The 15,963-nt window shown below is 62.7% G+C and carries 19 protein-coding genes and 1 tRNA gene; 12 read left to right on the forward strand and 8 right to left on the reverse strand.

The window, feature by feature from the left end; all coding sequences use genetic code 11:
* Positions 1–88 precede the first annotated feature (88 nt).
* Both ACVMB0_RS03295 and ACVMB0_RS03300 read right to left on the reverse strand, forming a co-directional pair.
* Positions 89–535, reverse strand: a complete 447-nt coding sequence (locus ACVMB0_RS03295; RefSeq protein ID WP_456756408.1) for a PaaI family thioesterase — start codon at positions 533–535, stop codon at positions 89–91.
* Between the two features lie 5 nt (positions 536–540).
* Entirely contained in the window at positions 541–975 is a 435-nt protein-coding gene (locus ACVMB0_RS03300; RefSeq protein WP_461345304.1) for an acyl-CoA thioesterase, read from the reverse strand.
* 94 nt (positions 976–1,069) lie between these two features.
* Here ACVMB0_RS03300 and ACVMB0_RS03305 point away from each other — a divergent pair, with 94 nt between their 5' ends.
* Positions 1,070–1,627 carry a TetR/AcrR family transcriptional regulator gene (locus ACVMB0_RS03305; protein WP_461345305.1) on the forward strand — a complete coding sequence of 186 codons (558 nt, stop codon included), beginning with the start codon at positions 1,070–1,072 and terminating at the stop codon, positions 1,625–1,627.
* Positions 1,628–1,693: 66 nt separating this feature from the next.
* Here ACVMB0_RS03305 and ACVMB0_RS03310 read toward each other — a convergent pair whose 3' ends face one another.
* Positions 1,694–2,185, reverse strand: coding sequence for a hypothetical protein (locus tag ACVMB0_RS03310; RefSeq protein WP_456752226.1), 492 nt, complete (start codon positions 2,183–2,185; stop codon positions 1,694–1,696).
* A gap of 219 nt (positions 2,186–2,404) precedes the next feature.
* Between ACVMB0_RS03310 and ACVMB0_RS03315 the strand changes: the two genes are divergently transcribed.
* On the forward strand, positions 2,405–2,689 hold the full coding sequence (locus tag ACVMB0_RS03315; RefSeq protein WP_456752225.1) for a PsiF family protein: 285 nt from the start codon (positions 2,405–2,407) through the stop codon (positions 2,687–2,689).
* A 149-nt stretch (positions 2,690–2,838) separates the two neighbouring features.
* Positions 2,839–3,924, forward strand: coding sequence for an AbrB family transcriptional regulator (locus ACVMB0_RS03320; RefSeq protein WP_461345306.1), 1,086 nt, complete (start codon positions 2,839–2,841; stop codon positions 3,922–3,924).
* A gap of 136 nt (positions 3,925–4,060) precedes the next feature.
* On the opposite strand, the gene ACVMB0_RS03325 is transcribed toward ACVMB0_RS03320, so the two are convergent.
* Positions 4,061–4,633 carry a disulfide bond formation protein B gene (locus ACVMB0_RS03325; RefSeq protein ID WP_461345307.1) on the reverse strand — a complete coding sequence of 191 codons (573 nt, stop codon included), beginning with the start codon at positions 4,631–4,633 and terminating at the stop codon, positions 4,061–4,063.
* Between the two features lie 157 nt (positions 4,634–4,790).
* Here ACVMB0_RS03325 and ACVMB0_RS03330 point away from each other — a divergent pair.
* Positions 4,791–4,875: transfer RNA gene (locus ACVMB0_RS03330), tRNA-Leu, on the forward strand.
* Positions 4,876–4,982: 107 nt separating this feature from the next.
* Here ACVMB0_RS03330 and ACVMB0_RS03335 read toward each other — a convergent pair.
* Positions 4,983–5,252 carry a hypothetical protein gene (locus tag ACVMB0_RS03335; protein WP_461345308.1) on the reverse strand — a complete coding sequence of 90 codons (270 nt, stop codon included), beginning with the start codon at positions 5,250–5,252 and terminating at the stop codon, positions 4,983–4,985.
* Between the two features lie 123 nt (positions 5,253–5,375).
* On the opposite strand from ACVMB0_RS03335, the gene ACVMB0_RS03340 reads away from it, so the two are divergent.
* From ACVMB0_RS03340 to ACVMB0_RS03360, 5 genes are all read left to right on the forward strand, one after another.
* The gene (locus tag ACVMB0_RS03340) at positions 5,376–5,891 is read left to right on the forward strand and encodes an inorganic diphosphatase (RefSeq protein ID WP_456752179.1); all 516 of its coding nucleotides are present in this window, start codon (positions 5,376–5,378) and stop codon (positions 5,889–5,891) included.
* A gap of 286 nt (positions 5,892–6,177) precedes the next feature.
* On the forward strand, positions 6,178–6,507 hold the full coding sequence (locus ACVMB0_RS03345; protein WP_461345309.1) for a hypothetical protein: 330 nt from the start codon (positions 6,178–6,180) through the stop codon (positions 6,505–6,507).
* A gap of 92 nt (positions 6,508–6,599) precedes the next feature.
* Positions 6,600–7,505 carry a DUF6328 family protein gene (locus tag ACVMB0_RS03350; RefSeq protein ID WP_461345310.1) on the forward strand — a complete coding sequence of 302 codons (906 nt, stop codon included), beginning with the start codon at positions 6,600–6,602 and terminating at the stop codon, positions 7,503–7,505.
* Positions 7,492–8,094: a cysteine hydrolase family protein gene (locus tag ACVMB0_RS03355; protein ID WP_461345311.1), complete on the forward strand. Its 603-nt coding sequence runs from the start codon at positions 7,492–7,494 to the stop codon at positions 8,092–8,094. Before ACVMB0_RS03350 ends, ACVMB0_RS03355 begins: the two co-directional genes overlap by 14 nt.
* Before the next feature lie 82 nt (positions 8,095–8,176).
* Entirely contained in the window at positions 8,177–8,533 is a 357-nt protein-coding gene (locus tag ACVMB0_RS03360) for a PRC-barrel domain-containing protein (protein ID WP_456752175.1), read from the forward strand.
* Positions 8,534–8,616: 83 nt separating this feature from the next.
* Here the strand turns inward: ACVMB0_RS03360 and ACVMB0_RS03365 are convergent, their stop codons facing one another.
* Positions 8,617–11,145, reverse strand: a complete 2,529-nt coding sequence (locus ACVMB0_RS03365) for an excinuclease ABC subunit UvrA (RefSeq protein WP_461345312.1) — start codon at positions 11,143–11,145, stop codon at positions 8,617–8,619.
* A 502-nt stretch (positions 11,146–11,647) separates the two neighbouring features.
* Between ACVMB0_RS03365 and ACVMB0_RS03370 the strand changes: the two genes are divergently transcribed.
* Both ACVMB0_RS03370 and ACVMB0_RS03375 read left to right on the forward strand, forming a co-directional pair.
* Entirely contained in the window at positions 11,648–11,899 is a 252-nt protein-coding gene (locus tag ACVMB0_RS03370; RefSeq protein WP_456752173.1) for a C40 family peptidase, read from the forward strand.
* 257 nt (positions 11,900–12,156) lie between these two features.
* The gene (locus tag ACVMB0_RS03375) at positions 12,157–12,333 is read left to right on the forward strand and encodes a hypothetical protein (protein ID WP_456752172.1); all 177 of its coding nucleotides are present in this window, start codon (positions 12,157–12,159) and stop codon (positions 12,331–12,333) included.
* A 3-nt stretch (positions 12,334–12,336) separates the two neighbouring features.
* Here ACVMB0_RS03375 and ACVMB0_RS03380 read toward each other — a convergent pair whose 3' ends face one another.
* Positions 12,337–12,969: a TetR family transcriptional regulator gene (locus tag ACVMB0_RS03380; RefSeq protein ID WP_461345313.1), complete on the reverse strand. Its 633-nt coding sequence runs from the start codon at positions 12,967–12,969 to the stop codon at positions 12,337–12,339.
* A 104-nt stretch (positions 12,970–13,073) separates the two neighbouring features.
* Here ACVMB0_RS03380 and ACVMB0_RS03385 point away from each other — a divergent pair, with 104 nt between their 5' ends.
* Positions 13,074–13,739, forward strand: coding sequence for an O-methyltransferase (locus ACVMB0_RS03385; protein WP_461345314.1), 666 nt, complete (start codon positions 13,074–13,076; stop codon positions 13,737–13,739).
* A gap of 58 nt (positions 13,740–13,797) precedes the next feature.
* Here the strand turns inward: ACVMB0_RS03385 and ACVMB0_RS03390 are convergent, their stop codons facing one another.
* Positions 13,798–15,963 (reverse strand): KGGVGR-motif variant AAA ATPase, encoded by a 2,166-nt coding sequence (locus tag ACVMB0_RS03390; protein ID WP_461345315.1) that lies wholly within the window; start codon positions 15,961–15,963, stop codon positions 13,798–13,800.

Consider the following 15,963-nt stretch of genomic DNA (forward strand, 5'->3'; position numbering starts at 1 on the left):
CCGGGCCGTACATCCTTCGAGACGCGCGCAAGGCGCGCTCCTCAGGATGACGGAACAGAGGCTGCGTACGCTTTTATTGCACGCGCCTCTATTGCTCCCGTCTTTGCAACGCCATCAGCGTCCCGCTCATGGTCGCGACCAGCGTCTCGAGGCCGTCCTGCACGGCGTAGGCGCGGCCGTCGCAGACGGTCAGCGTCCGGCCGGGCTTGATCACAGTGCCGCGGAACACGAACCGCTCGCCGCGGGCCGGCGCCAGCAGGTTGGTCTTGAACTCCACGGTGAGGATGTCGGAGCCTTCGGGCATCAGCGTGAAGGCCGCGATCCCGCAGGCATTGTCGAGACCCGCGGTGATGATGCCGGCATGCACGAAGCCGTTCTGCTGGCAAAACTCCGGCGCATAGGGCATCGCGAGATCGACTTCCCCCGGCTCCATCCGCGCGATCGAGATCCCGAGCGTCTGCATCGCGCGCTGGCGTGCGAACGTATCGGCCGCGACCGCGCGAAAATCGGGATTCTTCGGCTCGAAGCGGGGCATCGCGGTCACGCGCTCACCGGTTCTGACGGCACGAGATGCGGCATCGCGGCGTAGCGGATCGCCGGCGCGAACGGTGCCGCCTTGCGCGCGGCGCGGTCGATATGCACGGCCGTGATCTCGCAGGTCGCGGCGACCTCGCCGGCTTCGGCGTTGCGCATCTCGTGCAGGATGCGGATCGACTTGTCGCGGAACTCGACCAGCCGGCTCTTGATCTCGACGAGATCGCCGGCGAGCAGTTCGCGCTTGTAGGAGATAGTCTGCTGCACGGCGGCCATGCCGCGGCCGGACTCGCGCAGATAGCTCGGCGTCAGGCCGAGCCGCGCGAACATGTTCCAGCTCGCCTCGTCGAACTTGCCGACGTACCACATGACGTTCATGTGGCCGATGTGATCGCAGTGCCAGGGATAGACCGTGCCGCGATAGGTCGCCTCGCCCTCCATGGTACCCCTCCCTCGATTTTTGATACGGTAGCGTATCAAGGACCAGGCAGGCTAGCAATACGGTACCGTATCAGACCCGCTCCGCGGAGATCACATGACTGAAAGCAAGGGCGACGCCTGGGTCGCGGCCGGCTTTGCCGAACTTGCGCATAGCGGCATCGACGGCGTCCGGGTCGAGGTGCTGGCGAAGAATCTCGGTGTCACCAAGGGCGGCTTCTACCGCCGCTTCAGGGATCGCGCCGCGCTGCTCGAGGCCATGCTGGTGCGCTGGCGCGACGGCCGCATCGCCGCGATCGAGAAGCAGACCGCGCTCGACGGCGCCAGCGCGCGGGAGCGGCTGAAGGCGATCATCACGCTCTATTCGGAGCGCATGAACGCCGAGGCGATGGCGGTCGAACTCGCGATCCGGCAATGGGCACGCACCGACGAGGCCGCCGCCACGGCCGCCGCGAGCGTCGATGCCGCGCGGCTGAAGCAGGTCGGCCAGCTCTACCGCGCCACCGGGATGTCGTCTGAAGAGGCCGATGCGCAGGCCTTCCTGTTCTACTGCTTCATCTTCGGCCAGAGCCTCTTGTTTCTCGAGCACGGCGCGCGCAAGCGCGCGCAACTGCTGGCGCAATCGGCGGACAAGCTGCTGGCGGAAGGCCAGTAGCAATGGCGTCAAAGAAAAGCGGCCGGCTTGCGCCGGCCGCTCGTCAAACGTCAGCTCCGGCCGGGCTCAGGCGCCCTTGAGCTTCTTGTTGCATTCGCTGTAATAGCCGCCGCCCTTCTGGATCCACTTCATGCCGCCATTGCCGCCCGTGGTCTTGTTGGCGTTGTACTGGTCGAGGCAGCTGTGCATGCGCTGCTTGCCTTCGGTCTCCTTGGCGTATTTGGGATCGACCGCGTTCGGAAACACGGCGGGTCCTGACGGGGCGGCCGGTGCCGCGGCGGGAGCGGCTTCCCGCTTGGCTTCCTTCGGTGCAGCCGGAGCAGGTGCGGCAGCAGTGGGCGGCGGAGCGGCGGGCGCCGCAGCCGGGGTCGCATCGGCGCTGCACTGGGCCTTGCGGAAATCATTCCACTTCTGGCCGTTGAGGGTGCCGGCCGACTTGGCCGCTTGGTACTTGGCGCTGCATTCCTGCGCGGTCAGGGCCTGTGCCGGCGCGCTCGCCGCAAAGGCTGCAAAGCCCGACACCGCAATCACGCACAACAATCTGGTCTGAATGGTCATCCCTAGTCTCCCGTCATCCCTGGTTTCCCGTTGGTTTCCCTTTGGGGCTTGCCTTGGGGGGCATTGGCGTAAGACCATTATCCTAGCGCAACCCCGACTTGCGACAACGTGCGGGCGCGCCTGGGCGCTAAAATATTGTGGCGGCAGGACGTCGGCATGTTCATCCACGGTTCAGCATCGCCGCGCAACGTTTCGGCTCCTTTCCTCACGAGGTGCCCCATGAAGACGATTACCACGTTCGCGACCGCGACTGCCGTTGCCTCCCTGCTGCTGATGGGCGGGGCTTTCGCGCAGACTGCCGCGCCCGCCGCCAAGGACGCCGCTCCGGCGGCCACTGCGGCCAAGGCGCCCAAGGAAGCCAAGCCGCGCACCGCCGAGTCGCTGGAATGCTCGAAGGAAGCCGACGCCAAGGGCCTGCACGGCAAGGAGCGCAAGAAATTCCGTTCCGAGTGCAAGAAGAACGCGGCGGGCGGCGGTGCCGCCGCGCCCGCGGCGACGAAGTAACGCGCGGATAGACCTCGACGTGTCCCTCACCCTCCCCAACCGGGGAGGGTGAAAATCTGTGCGCCGCGCGAGTCGCTCGCGTTTTCCGGCGCAATGCTGCAATCGCGAGATGCATTTGTCCCGCGGTTGCGGATTTGCCATAAGGCGGCGTGACCCTGATCCGCGCTTCGATGGCGTCAGCCATTCCCGACCGCAGCAAAGTTCTGAACGGGCTCGAGACCCTCGTCATCGGCGCCGGCGGCGGCTTGCTGTTTTTATGGGCGGAATTGCCGGGCGGCCTGATCTCGGGCGCGATGGTGGCGGTCGCGCTCGCCGCATTGGCCGGCCGGCCGCTCGCGGTGCCGCCGGTGCTGACGCAATCGGTGCTGCTGCTGCTCGGCATCTCGCTGGGCTCGCTGATGTCACAGCAATTGCTGCAGCACATGAGCTCCTATCCGCTGACCATCGGCCTGTTGGCGCTGGCGACGTTCTGCTCGACCTTCGGATCGAGCCTCTATCTGCAACGCGTCCATGGCTGGGACCAGACCTCGGCCTTCCTCGCCGGCAGTCCCGGCGCGCTGTCGCAGATCACGATCCTGGCCGCGGAAAAGGGCGCCGACGTCGCGGCGATCGCCGTGGTGCAGACCATGCGCGTCATCATCCTGACCGCGGCGCTGCCGCTGGTGCTGGCACTGACCGGGGTGACGCATGCCGCGCCGCCGCCCCTGCCGACCACGGTCGCCTCGCCATTCGGCCTCACAGCCCTGGTCGCCTTGTCGATCGGCGTATCGCTGCTGCTGCGCTGGATCAAATTCCCCGCCAGCTGGATGTTCGGCGCGATGCTCGCCTCCAGCCTGCTGCACGGCTCGGGCCTGATCGATGGCGGCCTGCCGCCCTGGCTCCGCAACATCGCGCTGGTCGGCATCAGCGCCATTATCGGCACCCGCTTCGCGCGGATGAAGACCTCGACCCTGCTGAGCCACGTCAATGCCGGGCTCGGTTCGTTCGCGATCGCGATCCTGATCTCAGCCGTGTTCGTCGCGGTGATCGGCTTCACCACCCATGTGCGGCTCGCCGACGTCGTGGTCGCCTTCGCGCCCGGCGCGATGGACGCCATGCTGGCGCTGGCGCTGACGCTGCATATCGACCCGATTTTCGTCGGCGCGCATCATCTGTCGCGCTTCCTGTTCGTCACCATCTCGACGCCGGGCATCATCCATCTGTTCGGCCGACCGCAGGACGACGTCGACGATTAGAAGCTCTCGGTCCCGTCATCCTGAGGTGCGAGCGGAGCGAGCCTCGAAGGATGAACGGCCCGGCCGGTGGCCGTGCATGCTTCGAGGCGCGCTACGCGCTCCTCAGCATGACGGATCACGGGAAGCGGCCGCGACCTCAGGCCTTCGCGGCCCGCATCACGCCCCAGCCCGCGATCGCGGCCATCAACAGCGAGATCAGCACGTTGTAGCCGGCGAGCGAGATGCCGAGGAAGCGAAACTGCACCTCATCGCAGCGGACCACCTTGACCTTGTCGAGCTGGTCCAGCAGCGAGCCGGCCTTGCCGAAATCCACCATCGGGCCGGTGCAATCGGTCGGTCCCGGCCAGAATCCCCATTCGACGCCGGCGTGATAGCTGCCGAGCCCGGCATTGGCGAGCGCGGCAAGACCGAGGATCGCAAGGCCCGCCAGCAGCACCGGACGCGGCGCGCCGCGGGCGGCGGCGAGCGCCACCACGGCGCCGAGCGGGACCGCGAGGTAATAGGCGTAGCGCTGCTCGAGGCAGAGCGGACAGGGCATGATCTCCAGCACGAGCTGGAAGAACCAGGCGCCGACCAAGGTCGCCGCCGCGATCACGGCAATCGCCAGGGCCGAGGTCAGCGCGGGATTGCCGCTCGCCGAAGCATGCGACGGATGGGCGGTGGCAATCGTCACGTCGGTCCTCCTGGGAGCGTCATTCGGGAGGGTCATGGCCCTGCTCCATGCTCGATTGCGGTCGTATCGCGCGAAATTACCGCTGTCGAGGCGCCGGACATTCACATCCGCGCGGGTTGACCGTGACGGGCCGCCCGCTATAGTCCGCCGCGCTTCGCGACCCCGGCCGTTCCCGGTCTGGACCATCGCGAATGCCCCTGTGGCGGAACTGGTAGACGCGCTCGACTCAAAATCGAGTTCCGCAAGGAGTGCTGGTTCGATTCCGGCCAGGGGCACCACGCTTCACCCTTGCGGGCTTCGCGTGGCGCAGCCATGCCCAGACCGCAAGGGCGAAGCGTGTCCGGCGAAGCGAGAGCGAAGACGGGCTGGCGCTCCTAACCACCCCTCACTGGTTCAGGATCGGCGGAATGTCTTTTGCGTCGCGCCGCCCCGGCAGCGAGCTGAGATAGGCGTGGATGTCGGCGATGCCCCTGTTCAACAGCACGTCGGCGGAGAACGACGGTATGGCGTGCGGCGCCTCGCGCAGGACGGCGATGAGGGACGCCACAGGCAGCGGGATCGCGCCGGCGTCAAAGTTATGTTCGCCACTTCCAAGGAAGCCCTCCTTGCCGCCATCGTCCTCGTTGCAAGGTTGGTGACGGCGGCGAAATCGCATGCAGGAACGATAGATTGGCCCCGCCGTTTGGTTTGACCAACCGCAGCAGGACGATCAAGCGGCTATGGAGAAAGAGGCGCCCGCGGGCGGCCCGCAGGCGCATATGCTCGTAGGCGACCAATTATGACGAATCTCGCCAAGCTCCCGACCTGGGCGGACGATAAGCACGTCTTCGCCGTCATCGAGACTCCCCGCGGGAGCACATGCAAGCTCGAGTTCGACCCCAAGCTGGGGACCTTCACTTTGGCAAAGCCCCTGATGACAGGACTCAGCTATCCGTACGACTGGGGCTTCATCCCGTCCACCAAGGCGGAGGATGGCGACCCTCTCGACGTGCTGGTCATTCACGACGCCAAGACATATCCAGGCGTTGTTCTCAAATGCAGGCCGGTCGGGGTGCTGGAGATCGAGCAGAAGAGCAAGGGTAAAAAAGAGCGTAACGATCGCGTCTTCGCCGTGCCGGACCGCTCCCCACTCGAAACAGATCTAAGGGATATCCGCCATCTTCCCTCGCGCGCCTGCGAGGAGCTCGAAGCGTTCTTCCGCGCCACCAACGCTCTCGAGAGCAAGGATCTGACTTTTTTGGGCTGGCGTGGGCCAAGCCATGCGGCCAAGGCGATCAAGCGCGTTTCAAAGTAGGTCGTCCGAGCTGTATAGCAAATCGCACACATCGGACGTGGAGCAGTCCGTTGGTCATCCAAAAGAAACGGCCCCAGCAACGAGCAATCGCTGGGGCCGTTCTTATTCCAATGCTCACGCCGAACCGCCGGTTCCGATAATAGGCGGCCCTTCTGGGCCGTAAATTTGATCTTGATGAAATAGCCCTGCCCAGTGCCCGGATGATTCGCGGAATACGCGGTTCGAGAAATAACACGTGTGAATCTCATCCAAATAAATTGCCGATTCTTCCCGGTGCCCAGCTTTCATGGACGCTTCGTCCATTTTAGTTCCAGGCCTGCGAAAATTTTTTACTCGTCAGAAATTATCCTATGTTGCTGAAAAACAGCAAGATCATTGGTCTGTTCCTCACCGCAGTGGAACGAGGAAGGCCGTGGGAAAGAAGCGCAACCGGGTTAAGCAAACGACCTCGCTCACGTTCAGGCTAGGTCAGCTGGCAGAAGCGGCGCGAGCTCGAGCCTCGATCTTACCGCCGGGGGCGGAGCGCGAGCGCATGCTGCGGAAGGCGCGCGAAGCGGAGAGCGCTATCGCGATCGAGAAACTGGTCACAAGTCCGGGGACCGAATTACCCACCTAAAGACCGCCCCGATTGCCCTTTGCGCGCGTCCAGGACAGCACCCAAATTGATATTGGAACCGGCAGGGGCCGAAAAAGGTTCATCGCGTTGCGATGACGAAAGAACTCGACGCCAAGCTCAAGACTGCCCTCGACGAGTCCCGCCTCCTTATCCTTGGCGCACAGGTTCTGTTCGGCTTCGCCTTTCAAGGTGCATTTCAGGAGCTTTTCCAGGACGCGTCGCCAGCCGGGCATACGCTTCAATGCGCGGCGCTGGTGCTGCTGTGCGGCAGCATTTGTCTCCTGATTGCGCCCTCCATGTATCACCGCATTGCCTGTAGTGGCCAAAGCCGGCACCGAGCATTGCACGTCACGACAAACCTTACCGGCTGGAGCCTCCTGCCACTGACGCTTGGCCTTGGCGCATCCGTCTTCGTTGTTTTCGATTTTCTCGTGGGGCCGGGACTTGGCGCAGCCATGGGAGCGGGGCTGGCCGTAATCGGGCTCGGCTTGCTCTTTGGCCTCGGGATGGTTTTGCGGCACAAGGCCAAGCCGCTGCCCCCGGAGAGCGGCACGCCGCTCAAAACCAAGATCGAACAGCTCCTGACCGAAGCCCGCGTCATCATTCCAGGCGGACAGGCGCTGCTGGGCTTTCAGTTCGTGGCGGCGCTGACAAGGTCCTTTCAGGCCTTGCCCGGCTGGATGCAAACCGTCCATGCGGCGGGGCTTCTGGCCGTGGCGTTTTCGGTTCTTCTCCTGATGACCCCTGCATCGCTGCATCGCCTCGCCTATCATGGCGAGGATGATCCGCAATTCTTCCGGATCGGCTCCGCGCTCGTGATTGCGGCCGTGCTTCCCCTTGCGCTCGGGATCGCCGCCGACATCACGGTCGTGCTTTACATCGTCAGCGAGAACGCAGGTCGTGCCATCGCGATCGGCACGTCCGCGTTCGTTGCCCTCCTGACGGCATGGTACGGTTTTCCGCTCTGGCATCGGGGAGCCGGTCATGGGGCGGCTTAAAGCCCCACCCGGCGATCGCGCCGTGCATCTCTGCATCGACATGCAGCGTCTGTTTGCCGCGGACGGCCCATGGCCCACGCCATGGATGCCGCGCGTTGTACCGGTCATCCGGGAGCTCGTGGCCCGCGCACCCGAACGCACCATCTTCACGCGCTTTATTCCGCCGATTGAGCCCAGGGATGCAGCCGGCATGTGGCGCGCCTATTATGAGAAATGGCCGAAGGTGACGCGCAGCACAATGGATCTCAATCTGTTGCGCCTGGTGCCCGAGCTTGAGGGCTTCGCGCCGCCCGCACATTGCATCGACAAGCCGGTCTATTCGGCGTTCGCAACCGGGGCGCTGCAGACCTACTTGCAGGAGAAGCACGTCGATACGCTGCTCGTGACCGGCTCCGAGACGGACGTCTGCGTGCTCGCATCGGTGCTCGATGCCGTCGACGTCGGCTACCGCGTCATCGTGGTGAAAGACGGCCTGTGCTCCTCGTCCGATGCGGCGCATGAGGCCTCTCTTCACCTCTACGCCCAGCGCTTCGATGTCCAGATCGAGCTGGCGGAAGCCGGCGAGGTGCTGGATGCGTGGCGGCCATAATCTGCCGCAGCGCTTTCAATATTAGGAACGGGCTTATCGGGCCCGCGTTTGACGTTCTGACCATGCACCCCAGGAGAGAGCTATGGCAGAACGAGAGACAGGGAATCTGATCGCCAGCGACAAGGTCGAAGGCACCGCCGTCTATGGAGCCGACCAGCAGAAGATCGGCAGCGTCGAGCGCGTCATGATCGACAAGGTGTCGGGCAAGGTCGCCTATGCGGTTCTGAGCTATGGCGGCTTCCTCGGCATCGGCGATGATCACTATCCGACGCCGTGGTCAAGCCTGACCTATGACACCAATCTCGGCGGATACCGGACCAACATCACCAAGGACCAGTTGGACAAAGCACCGCGTTACACCAACGACAATGACTGGAGCTGGACTCGCGACAACGACCGGCGCGTCTACGACTACTATCGAGCCTCGCCCTACTGGTGAGCCGAGACCACTGCGCTTACGAGAGCCCGGTGCTGAACGCGCCGGGCCGGAAGTGCGGCGTGTCAAATCCGGTCCTGGCCTGCTCAATTCATAGCTTTTAGAAGATATCCGGCGGTTCGGCTGCCGATCGCGCGCGCAACCTGTCCCGGCGTACCCGACGCAACGATGCGGCCCCCCTCCTCGCCCGCTCCCGGTCCGACGTCGACGATGAAGTCGCTGCTTGCTGCGACCGACATGTCATGCTCAATGACAATCACGGTATTTCCGGCCTCGACCAATCCGTCGAGCTGCTTCAGCAGCTTTGCCACGTCGGCCGGATGAAGACCGGTCGTCGGCTCATCGAGCACATAGAGTGTCCCGCCTCGCTGCGCGCGCTGCAGTTCCGTGGCGAGCTTGACGCGTTGCGCTTCGCCGCCCGACAACTCCGTGGCGGGCTGTCCGAGCCGGATATAACCGAGACCGACCTCGCGCAGTACGCCGAGCGATCGGCGCAGGGACTCATCATCTGCAAAGAACTCGAACGCTGCGTCGACGTTCATGGCAAGCACGTCGGCGATTGAATTGTCCCGGATCTTGATCTCGAGCGTCTTGGCATTATAGCGAGCACCCTTGCATGTTGGACACGGCGCATAGACGCTCGGCAGAAACAGGAGCTCGACGCAGACATAGCCTTCGCCCTGGCAGGTCTCGCACCGGCCCTTCGCGACATTGAACGAAAATCGACCGGCGTCGTATTTCCGGGCTCGCGCCTGCTTGGTCGCCGCAAACAATCGCCGCACATGATCGAGCAGGCCGGTGTACGTCGCGAGGTTCGACCGTGGAGTTCGCCCGATCGGTTTCTGATCGACCACTACCAGTCGCTTCACCTGGTCCAGTCCCTCGGTGATCTTGCCACCGAGCGTTTCGATCGCGGCCTCCAGAACGTCATCGTCCGCATCAGGCTCCCGGCGGTGTCCCAACTCGTCGCCAACGGCTTCGACCAGGAACTGGCTGACCAGACTCGACTTGCCCGAACCCGAGATCCCCGTGACACAGGTAAAAACGCCCAATGGTAAATCGACGTCCAGTCGGTGCAGATTGTTGCGGGTCACACCGCGCAGCCTCAGCCATCCTTGCGCCGCACGGCTGCTCCGGGAAGCTTCCGCTCCCTCACCGAACAGATAGCGTCGTGTCTGGGATTCCCGGACATCAACCAATCCCGGCAGCGGCCCACTGTAAAGAATCCTGCCGCCATTCTCTCCCGCCGCGGGCCCTACATCGACGATCCAGTCTGCCTGACGCACCACATCGAATTCGTGCTCGACGACGAACAGCGAGTTGCCCGCAGACTTCAGGCGCGCCAACGCGCGTAGAAGCGCCTCCGTGTCCGCTGGATGCAGCCCTGCGGACGGCTCATCCAACACATAGACCACTCCGAACAGGTTGGATCGGACCTGCGTCGCAAGGCGAAGTCGCTGCAACTCGCCCGGCGACAAGGTCGGCGTGCTCCGCTCGAGCGTCAGGTAACCGAGACCAAGGTCGAGCAGAACTTCCAAACGGCCGCGCAGGTCGTCGGCGATGCGTTTCAAGACCAGCGCCTTTTCCGGATGATCCCCGGCATCGTGCTTCGCTTTTGCCGGCGACTCTTTCAACAGCTCGTCCAGGCGTTTCAAGGGCAGCCGCGACAATGTGGAGATGTCCAAGCCGGCGAACTTGACCGATAAAGCTTCCGGCTTGAGCCGCTTGCCTTTGCAGACCGGACAGTCCGAACCCGACAGGAATTGCGCCACCCGGCGCTTCATCATTGCGCTCTGGGTCGTCGCATAGGTCTGCAGCACATACTTGCGAGCGCCCGTGAAGGTCCCCTGGTAGCTGGGCTCTTCCTTGCGCTTGAGCGCCCGCCGCGTTTCCGCTGGAGTATATCCTGCATAGACCGGCACCGTCGGCTGCTCATCGGTAAAAAGGATCCAGTCGCGATCCTTCTTCGGCAGTTCGCGCCACGGCTTGTCGACGTCGTAGCCAAGGGTCACCAGGATGTCCCTGAGGTTCTGCCCTTGCCAGGCTGTCGGCCAGGCGGCGATCGCGCGCTCGCGGATGGTCAGCTTATCGTCGGGCACCATGGACCGCTCGCTGACATCATGGATGCGCCCGATGCCATGACAGCGAGGGCAAGCACCTTCCGGCGTGTTCGGCGAAAACGACTCGGCGTATAGCAACGGCTGCCCGCGCGGATAGTCACCCGCTCGGGAATAAAGCATCCGCAGCAGGCTCGAGAGTGTCGTGACACTCCCCACCGAGGACCGCGTCGTCGGCGATCCCCGCTGCTGTTGCAGCGCGACAGCCGGTGGAAGGCCTTCGACCTCATCGACCTCCGGCACGGCCATTTGGTGAAACAGCCGCCTTGCGTAAGGCGAGACCGACTCCAGATACCGGCGCTGCGCCTCGGCGTACAGCGTCCCAAAGGCAAGCGACGACTTTCCGGAGCCGGAGACCCCGGTAAACACGACCAGGGAATCTCTTGGAATGTCGACGTCGACATTCTTCAGATTATGTTCGCGGGCGCCGCGGACCCTCACAAATTCGAATCCAGAGCGGGCAGCCGTCCGGGGAGCGCTGTCGGCCTTTTTGTCCATAGACTCCAACCCACGGGAAGCTCGAACGATCCAGCTCCGATTTGGACGCTGGGTCCTCGCGAATCTCTTTTGGTCGGTTCGGCGTCGCGTGATCAAGGCTTTTGGCGTCGGTTTCGCTCGGCCGCAACAGGGCTGCGGCCCATCGCAGGCCGCGCCTGACGTTTTCGGCAATATCTCGGCCGCCAGACAAGTATGACCGTCATATTTTGGCCATAGGCGGTTTCTTAAAGGCCTGGGCGGGCCACGTTCCCGCCTCTGTTTTGCGTCGCTCGACCCGGTGCGGTCGCTTCGCAACCCAATCGCAGGTCATCGCTGCGCTCCTCCTCCCACTGTCAGGATGGTCTGCCAACAACAAGAGGACTTTGTAATGCGTAAAACTCTTGCGGCTGTCGCCGTGCTCCTGGCCTTTGCTTCATCTGCTGCCGAAGCTCGCGGTCGTCACCATCATCGTCATTATGCGCACGCACACGCGGGTCGCCCGGCGGCCTGGTGCGGCTGGTTCATGCGCACGCAGGTCGGCAGCGATCCGGGTCCGCAATACAATCTGGCGCGTTCCTGGGCGCGCTACGGCACCAATGCCGGCGGCCCCTCGGTCGGCGCGATCGTCGTCTGGCGTCACCACGTCGGCAAGATCGTGGGTCATGAGAACGGCCAGTGGATCGTCACCAGCGGCAACGACGGACACGCCGTGCGCACGCGGCCGCGCTCGCTCGCCGGCGCCATCGCGTTCCGCAACGCCTACGCTTCGTTCTAGGGCATGATCCGGAAAAGTGCGAAGCGGTTTTCGAAAAGATCATGCTCAAGTAACACCCCGAAGCGCGATGACGACCTCATCGCGCTCTGGCGGAACTTTGCTTCTGTGCTGACATTCGAGCGTGCGATGCCGAGCGGTATACGAACCGTTCATCATCGCCGCCTACGCTGCGGCGGGGTTTCGCCCTGAAGCCCTCAGACGGGCGCCGTCACCTGTGTTGACCAGGTGGCGGCGCTTTTTCAAAGGAATGCATCCGCTTGCCCCAGAAACCGAAGAAAGTCGCGGCTGCTTCCAGGAAAGCTCCTTACGAGACTGCGCCTCACAAGAGTGCCTATTGGTCGGCCGCCTATGTCAGTTTCTGCAACGGCATGACCGTGTTCGCAGTGACCAGCGGCGTTCTCGGATTTCTTCTGGTGGCCAAGCTCTATCTGTGAGCGTCAGCGCTTTCCGATGCTCTTCAGATAGGCGCAGAACATGTCGGCCATGGCATCGGCATAGCTCTCGATCTCGGCCCGGCTTCGCGGGCTCTCCGAAAAATCCTTGCCGACCGTGCTCAGCGTCGTCGTGATCAGCTCGCCCGCCATTGCGCGGGCTGCGTCGGATGCCTTCGGCAAGGCCTCGCGCATGAAGACCTCGACGGTGCGCGCGCCCGATGCCCGCACCTCGCGGGCCTCCGGCGCGTCGCGATAGAGCGGCGCGGCGTCGCTCAGCGCGCCGCGCACTGCGGCCTCCTCGCATTCGGAATGGATGAACGCGTGCACCAGCGCGCGCAGCCGCTGCAAGGGCGGCCGCCCGCCATCTTCGAGAATCTCCCGCAGCAGGCCGGTGGTCTGCCGCCACTCGTCGCTCTGCAATCGGAACAGGATCGACGCCTTGTTCGGAAAATACTGGTACAGCGAGCCGACGCTGACGCCGGCCTTCTCGGCCACCCGCGCCGTGGTGAAACGCTGCGCGCCCTCCTTCGTCAAAACCTGAACAGCCGCCTCGAGAATCGCCGCGACGAGTTCGGTCGAGCGCGCCTGTTGCGGCTGTTTTCGCGAGGAAACTGAAGAGCTTCGCCGTTCGGTCATGGACGTCTTATGGGCAATTCGGGGAATGCGATTAGCGAATGCGAATAATTATTCGTATTTCAGGCGAGGCGCAAGAACGCGCCGCTTTTGCACCGGAGACCCACATGACGACCCTCACCTCACCCCAGTTCGCAGGCCTGCTCGACCGCCTGTTCGCGCAAGCCTCCGCAGCGGTGGAAGAAACCCGGCGCGCGGTGGCCGACCTTTCCGACGCGGACCAGGCGCGCCTGATGCGCAGCAAGACCGACTACCGCGCGCTCTACGGCCGCCTCAACAATGTGCCGCTCGCGGTCTCGCGCGAGACCGGTGCGCTGCTCTACATGCTGGCGCGTGGCGCGCGGGCGCGCAACATCGTCGAGTTCGGCACCTCGTTCGGCATCTCGACACTGCACCTCGCCGCTGCGCTGCGCGACAATGGCGGCGGCCGCCTGATCACCAGCGAGTTCGAACCGGCCAAGGTCAAGCGCGCCCGCGACAACCTCATCGCGGGCGGGCTCGACGATCTGGTCGAGATCCGCGAGGGCGACGCGCTCACGACGCTGCGCAGCGATCTGCCCGATACGATCGACCTCGTGCTGCTCGACGGCGCCAAGGGGCTCTATCCCGATATCCTCGATCTGGTGCAGGGGCGGCTCAAGCCCGGCGCCTTCGTGGTCGCCGACAATGCCGACGACAGTCCCGACTATCTGGCGCGGGTGCGCGCGCCGGCAAGCGGCTACATCTCGGTGCCGTTCGCCGAGGACGTCGAGCTGTCGATGCGGCTGCGCTGAGATGGATGCGGGCAGGGCGCGCGATCAGGCCGCCTTGATCTCGGATCGAATTTCGACGTCACCATCCCACCCAATTGAGATAGAGACGCAGAGTTTCCCCACGCGAGATTTCCACGGCATCGCCGGCAAAGCTCGCCCAGACGATGCCGCTCCCTTGGCTGCTTTGCCAAATCAGTGTAACACCATCTAACGAGCACGCTTGTATTGCTACAAAGTCAATTCGTTTGTCGCCAACGGCGATCGGTTGCGCCGCCATTTTGTCGACGCTCCCATAACCTGGGGCAAGATAAAGGGAGCCTTGATCAACCGATTCGATGAGATCAGCGGGCCTGACAATATCAACGGTCGCGATCGGCTCCGTCGAAAGCTTTCGCCGATCCGCTTCCTTGCTACCTTCAATACCCATTGGGCGAGTTGCGCTTTCGACCGCACTGCCTTGTTGATCTTTTCGGCGAAATTCGGCCTGTAGTTGCCCCAAGCGGGCGCGCGCTTCTCCAAGTTCGCGCGTTTCAATATAGGCAAGGGTGTCGCTAGTCAGTTCTCGTATCGCCCTCCATCTAACGCCAGGCATCTGGTGATACCTTGCGAGCGCTTGCTGCAGGAGATCTTTGGACGTAGCAATGTCGCCTCGCTCGAATAGAACGATGGCCAAGTTATTCAATGTTTCGAGCGTCGCTGGATTATCGTCGCCAAACTTCGTGCGCCTTACGTGCAGTACGCTCTCGTACAGAAGCTTAGCCTCGGCGAAGTCTGCACCTGCAAATGCGACTGATGCCAATTGATCGAGCGCCGCCAGCGTTGCTGGATGATCCTCCCCATAACCGTCTGACAAGCGGGCAATGCTGGCGGTCAAGAGCGACTTTGACATTGCAAGCTCACCGAGTTCTTGGCACAACTTGCCGGCGTCCAGCAGCGCCTCGCCTAACATCGATGGATCAATATCGCTGTCAGAGAATATTGCCGATTGCGACCACCCGCGAATCAAGTCAAGCGCCGCGTCGCGATTCTTCTGTCTTGCGGCTCCCGCCGCATCAAGAATCGCCTTGGTCCACCCATCGAATAGCTCCTCGGACGGCTTCCGCTCAATCAAAGAACGGCTGAGCCTAATTGCCTCGTCGACGGATCTTTCCATCAGCTCACGTGTGACCGAGTCACATAGTCGAACGATCTCTCGCTCCTTTCGGACCGCGCCAAGCGAGTGCCACGGAAAGTCCAATTCGATTAGCCGATCTCGAAATGCCAAATAGCTCCGCGCCAATGAAATGCGCGTATCATTGATTGCTAACGCGACCGCGATAGGCTCTCCATACGCATAGTCAGGAATGTGCTGAAGAAGAACTTCAGTGAAATAGCTTTCGAGATCAACTTTCGTATTTGGGTACAAGCCCTCGAATAGCTGCTCAAATACTATTTGATAGCCCCGCAAATCGGGTGGAAGCAGCATGGCTATTGAAGGATCAGCATTATTAATCCCCCTGCGCCAAGCCTTGAAAAGCTGTTCCTGCGCCAGCTCGATTCGGGAGGGAAGGGGAAATATCTTGAGAGGCCTTCCGTCCGGTGAACGGTTGCGATAGGTAACAGCCTCAGCTACGAGATTCTCAATGCCCGTCAAGCTCTGCTGGTTGGGCGTGAACACCACCACCAGCTTGTCAGGAAGCAGTGTTGTACAAATTCCGCTGGTATCAGTAATTCCGGTTCGGGAATCGATCAGAACATAATCAAAACGTGAGCGCAGGAAATCTACGAAGCCTGAGAACATCCCCATAGTCGCATGAAACAAGTCATCCCAACGGAACTCGGAAACCCGACGCGGATAAGTGATGTCGAACAGACCAGCCTTCATTAAGTGCAGGCCGGGAAAAGTTGTATCGAGCAAAAACTCAGTAAAGTCCTGGTGACCGAACCAGGTCTTTGCACGCTGTCGATTTGCGACGAAGTCCTCCGGATCATAGTTGGCCTGCTCGCGATCGAACAATTCAAAGAGCTCCAGGCAGCCCTGAGCTGTATCAAATCGCTTTGCTGAGTCTGGCTCGAGATATCGATGAAAGTACCGATGCAGCCCCGGCGCTTCGAAGTCCCAATCAATAGCCAGCACACGCGGCGCCGCAACCTGGACGTCCTCCCCCGCAAGCAAGCAGGCGAGGTTAGCTAACGCCATGGTTCGTCCCGTGCCACCCTTGTAGGAGTAGAATGTAATTATCTGGCCGGCCTGGCGCTCGGTCAT

Source organism: Bradyrhizobium sp. USDA 4451 (genome assembly GCF_054822585.1).

Bases quoted from the DNA above. Each gene is read 5' to 3' on its own strand.
- ACVMB0_RS03295 (WP_456756408.1), bottom strand. From the start codon at position 535: ATGCCCCGCTTCGAGCCGAAGAATCCCGATTTTCGCGCGGTCGCGGCC.
- ACVMB0_RS03355 (WP_461345311.1), top strand. From the start codon at position 7,492: ATGGGGCGGCTTAAAGCCCCACCCGGCGATCGCGCCGTGCATCTCTGC.
- ACVMB0_RS03340 (WP_456752179.1), top strand. From the start codon at position 5,376: ATGACGAATCTCGCCAAGCTCCCGACCTGGGCGGACGATAAGCACGTC.
- ACVMB0_RS03365 (WP_461345312.1), bottom strand. From the start codon at position 11,145: ATGGACAAAAAGGCCGACAGCGCTCCCCGGACGGCTGCCCGCTCTGGA.
- ACVMB0_RS03385 (WP_461345314.1), top strand. From the start codon at position 13,074: ATGACGACCCTCACCTCACCCCAGTTCGCAGGCCTGCTCGACCGCCTG.
- ACVMB0_RS03350 (WP_461345310.1), top strand. From the start codon at position 6,600: ATGACGAAAGAACTCGACGCCAAGCTCAAGACTGCCCTCGACGAGTCC.
- ACVMB0_RS03360 (WP_456752175.1), top strand. From the start codon at position 8,177: ATGGCAGAACGAGAGACAGGGAATCTGATCGCCAGCGACAAGGTCGAA.
- ACVMB0_RS03300 (WP_461345304.1), bottom strand. From the start codon at position 975: ATGGAGGGCGAGGCGACCTATCGCGGCACGGTCTATCCCTGGCACTGC.
- ACVMB0_RS03325 (WP_461345307.1), bottom strand. From the start codon at position 4,633: ATGACCCTCCCGAATGACGCTCCCAGGAGGACCGACGTGACGATTGCC.
- ACVMB0_RS03305 (WP_461345305.1), top strand. From the start codon at position 1,070: ATGACTGAAAGCAAGGGCGACGCCTGGGTCGCGGCCGGCTTTGCCGAA.
- ACVMB0_RS03390 (WP_461345315.1), bottom strand. From the start codon at position 15,963: ATGACCGAGCGCCAGGCCGGCCAGATAATTACATTCTACTCCTACAAG.
- ACVMB0_RS03345 (WP_461345309.1), top strand. From the start codon at position 6,178: ATGGACGCTTCGTCCATTTTAGTTCCAGGCCTGCGAAAATTTTTTACT.
- ACVMB0_RS03315 (WP_456752225.1), top strand. From the start codon at position 2,405: ATGAAGACGATTACCACGTTCGCGACCGCGACTGCCGTTGCCTCCCTG.
- ACVMB0_RS03310 (WP_456752226.1), bottom strand. From the start codon at position 2,185: ATGACCATTCAGACCAGATTGTTGTGCGTGATTGCGGTGTCGGGCTTT.
- ACVMB0_RS03380 (WP_461345313.1), bottom strand. From the start codon at position 12,969: ATGACCGAACGGCGAAGCTCTTCAGTTTCCTCGCGAAAACAGCCGCAA.
- ACVMB0_RS03335 (WP_461345308.1), bottom strand. From the start codon at position 5,252: ATGCGATTTCGCCGCCGTCACCAACCTTGCAACGAGGACGATGGCGGC.
- ACVMB0_RS03370 (WP_456752173.1), top strand. From the start codon at position 11,648: ATGCGCACGCAGGTCGGCAGCGATCCGGGTCCGCAATACAATCTGGCG.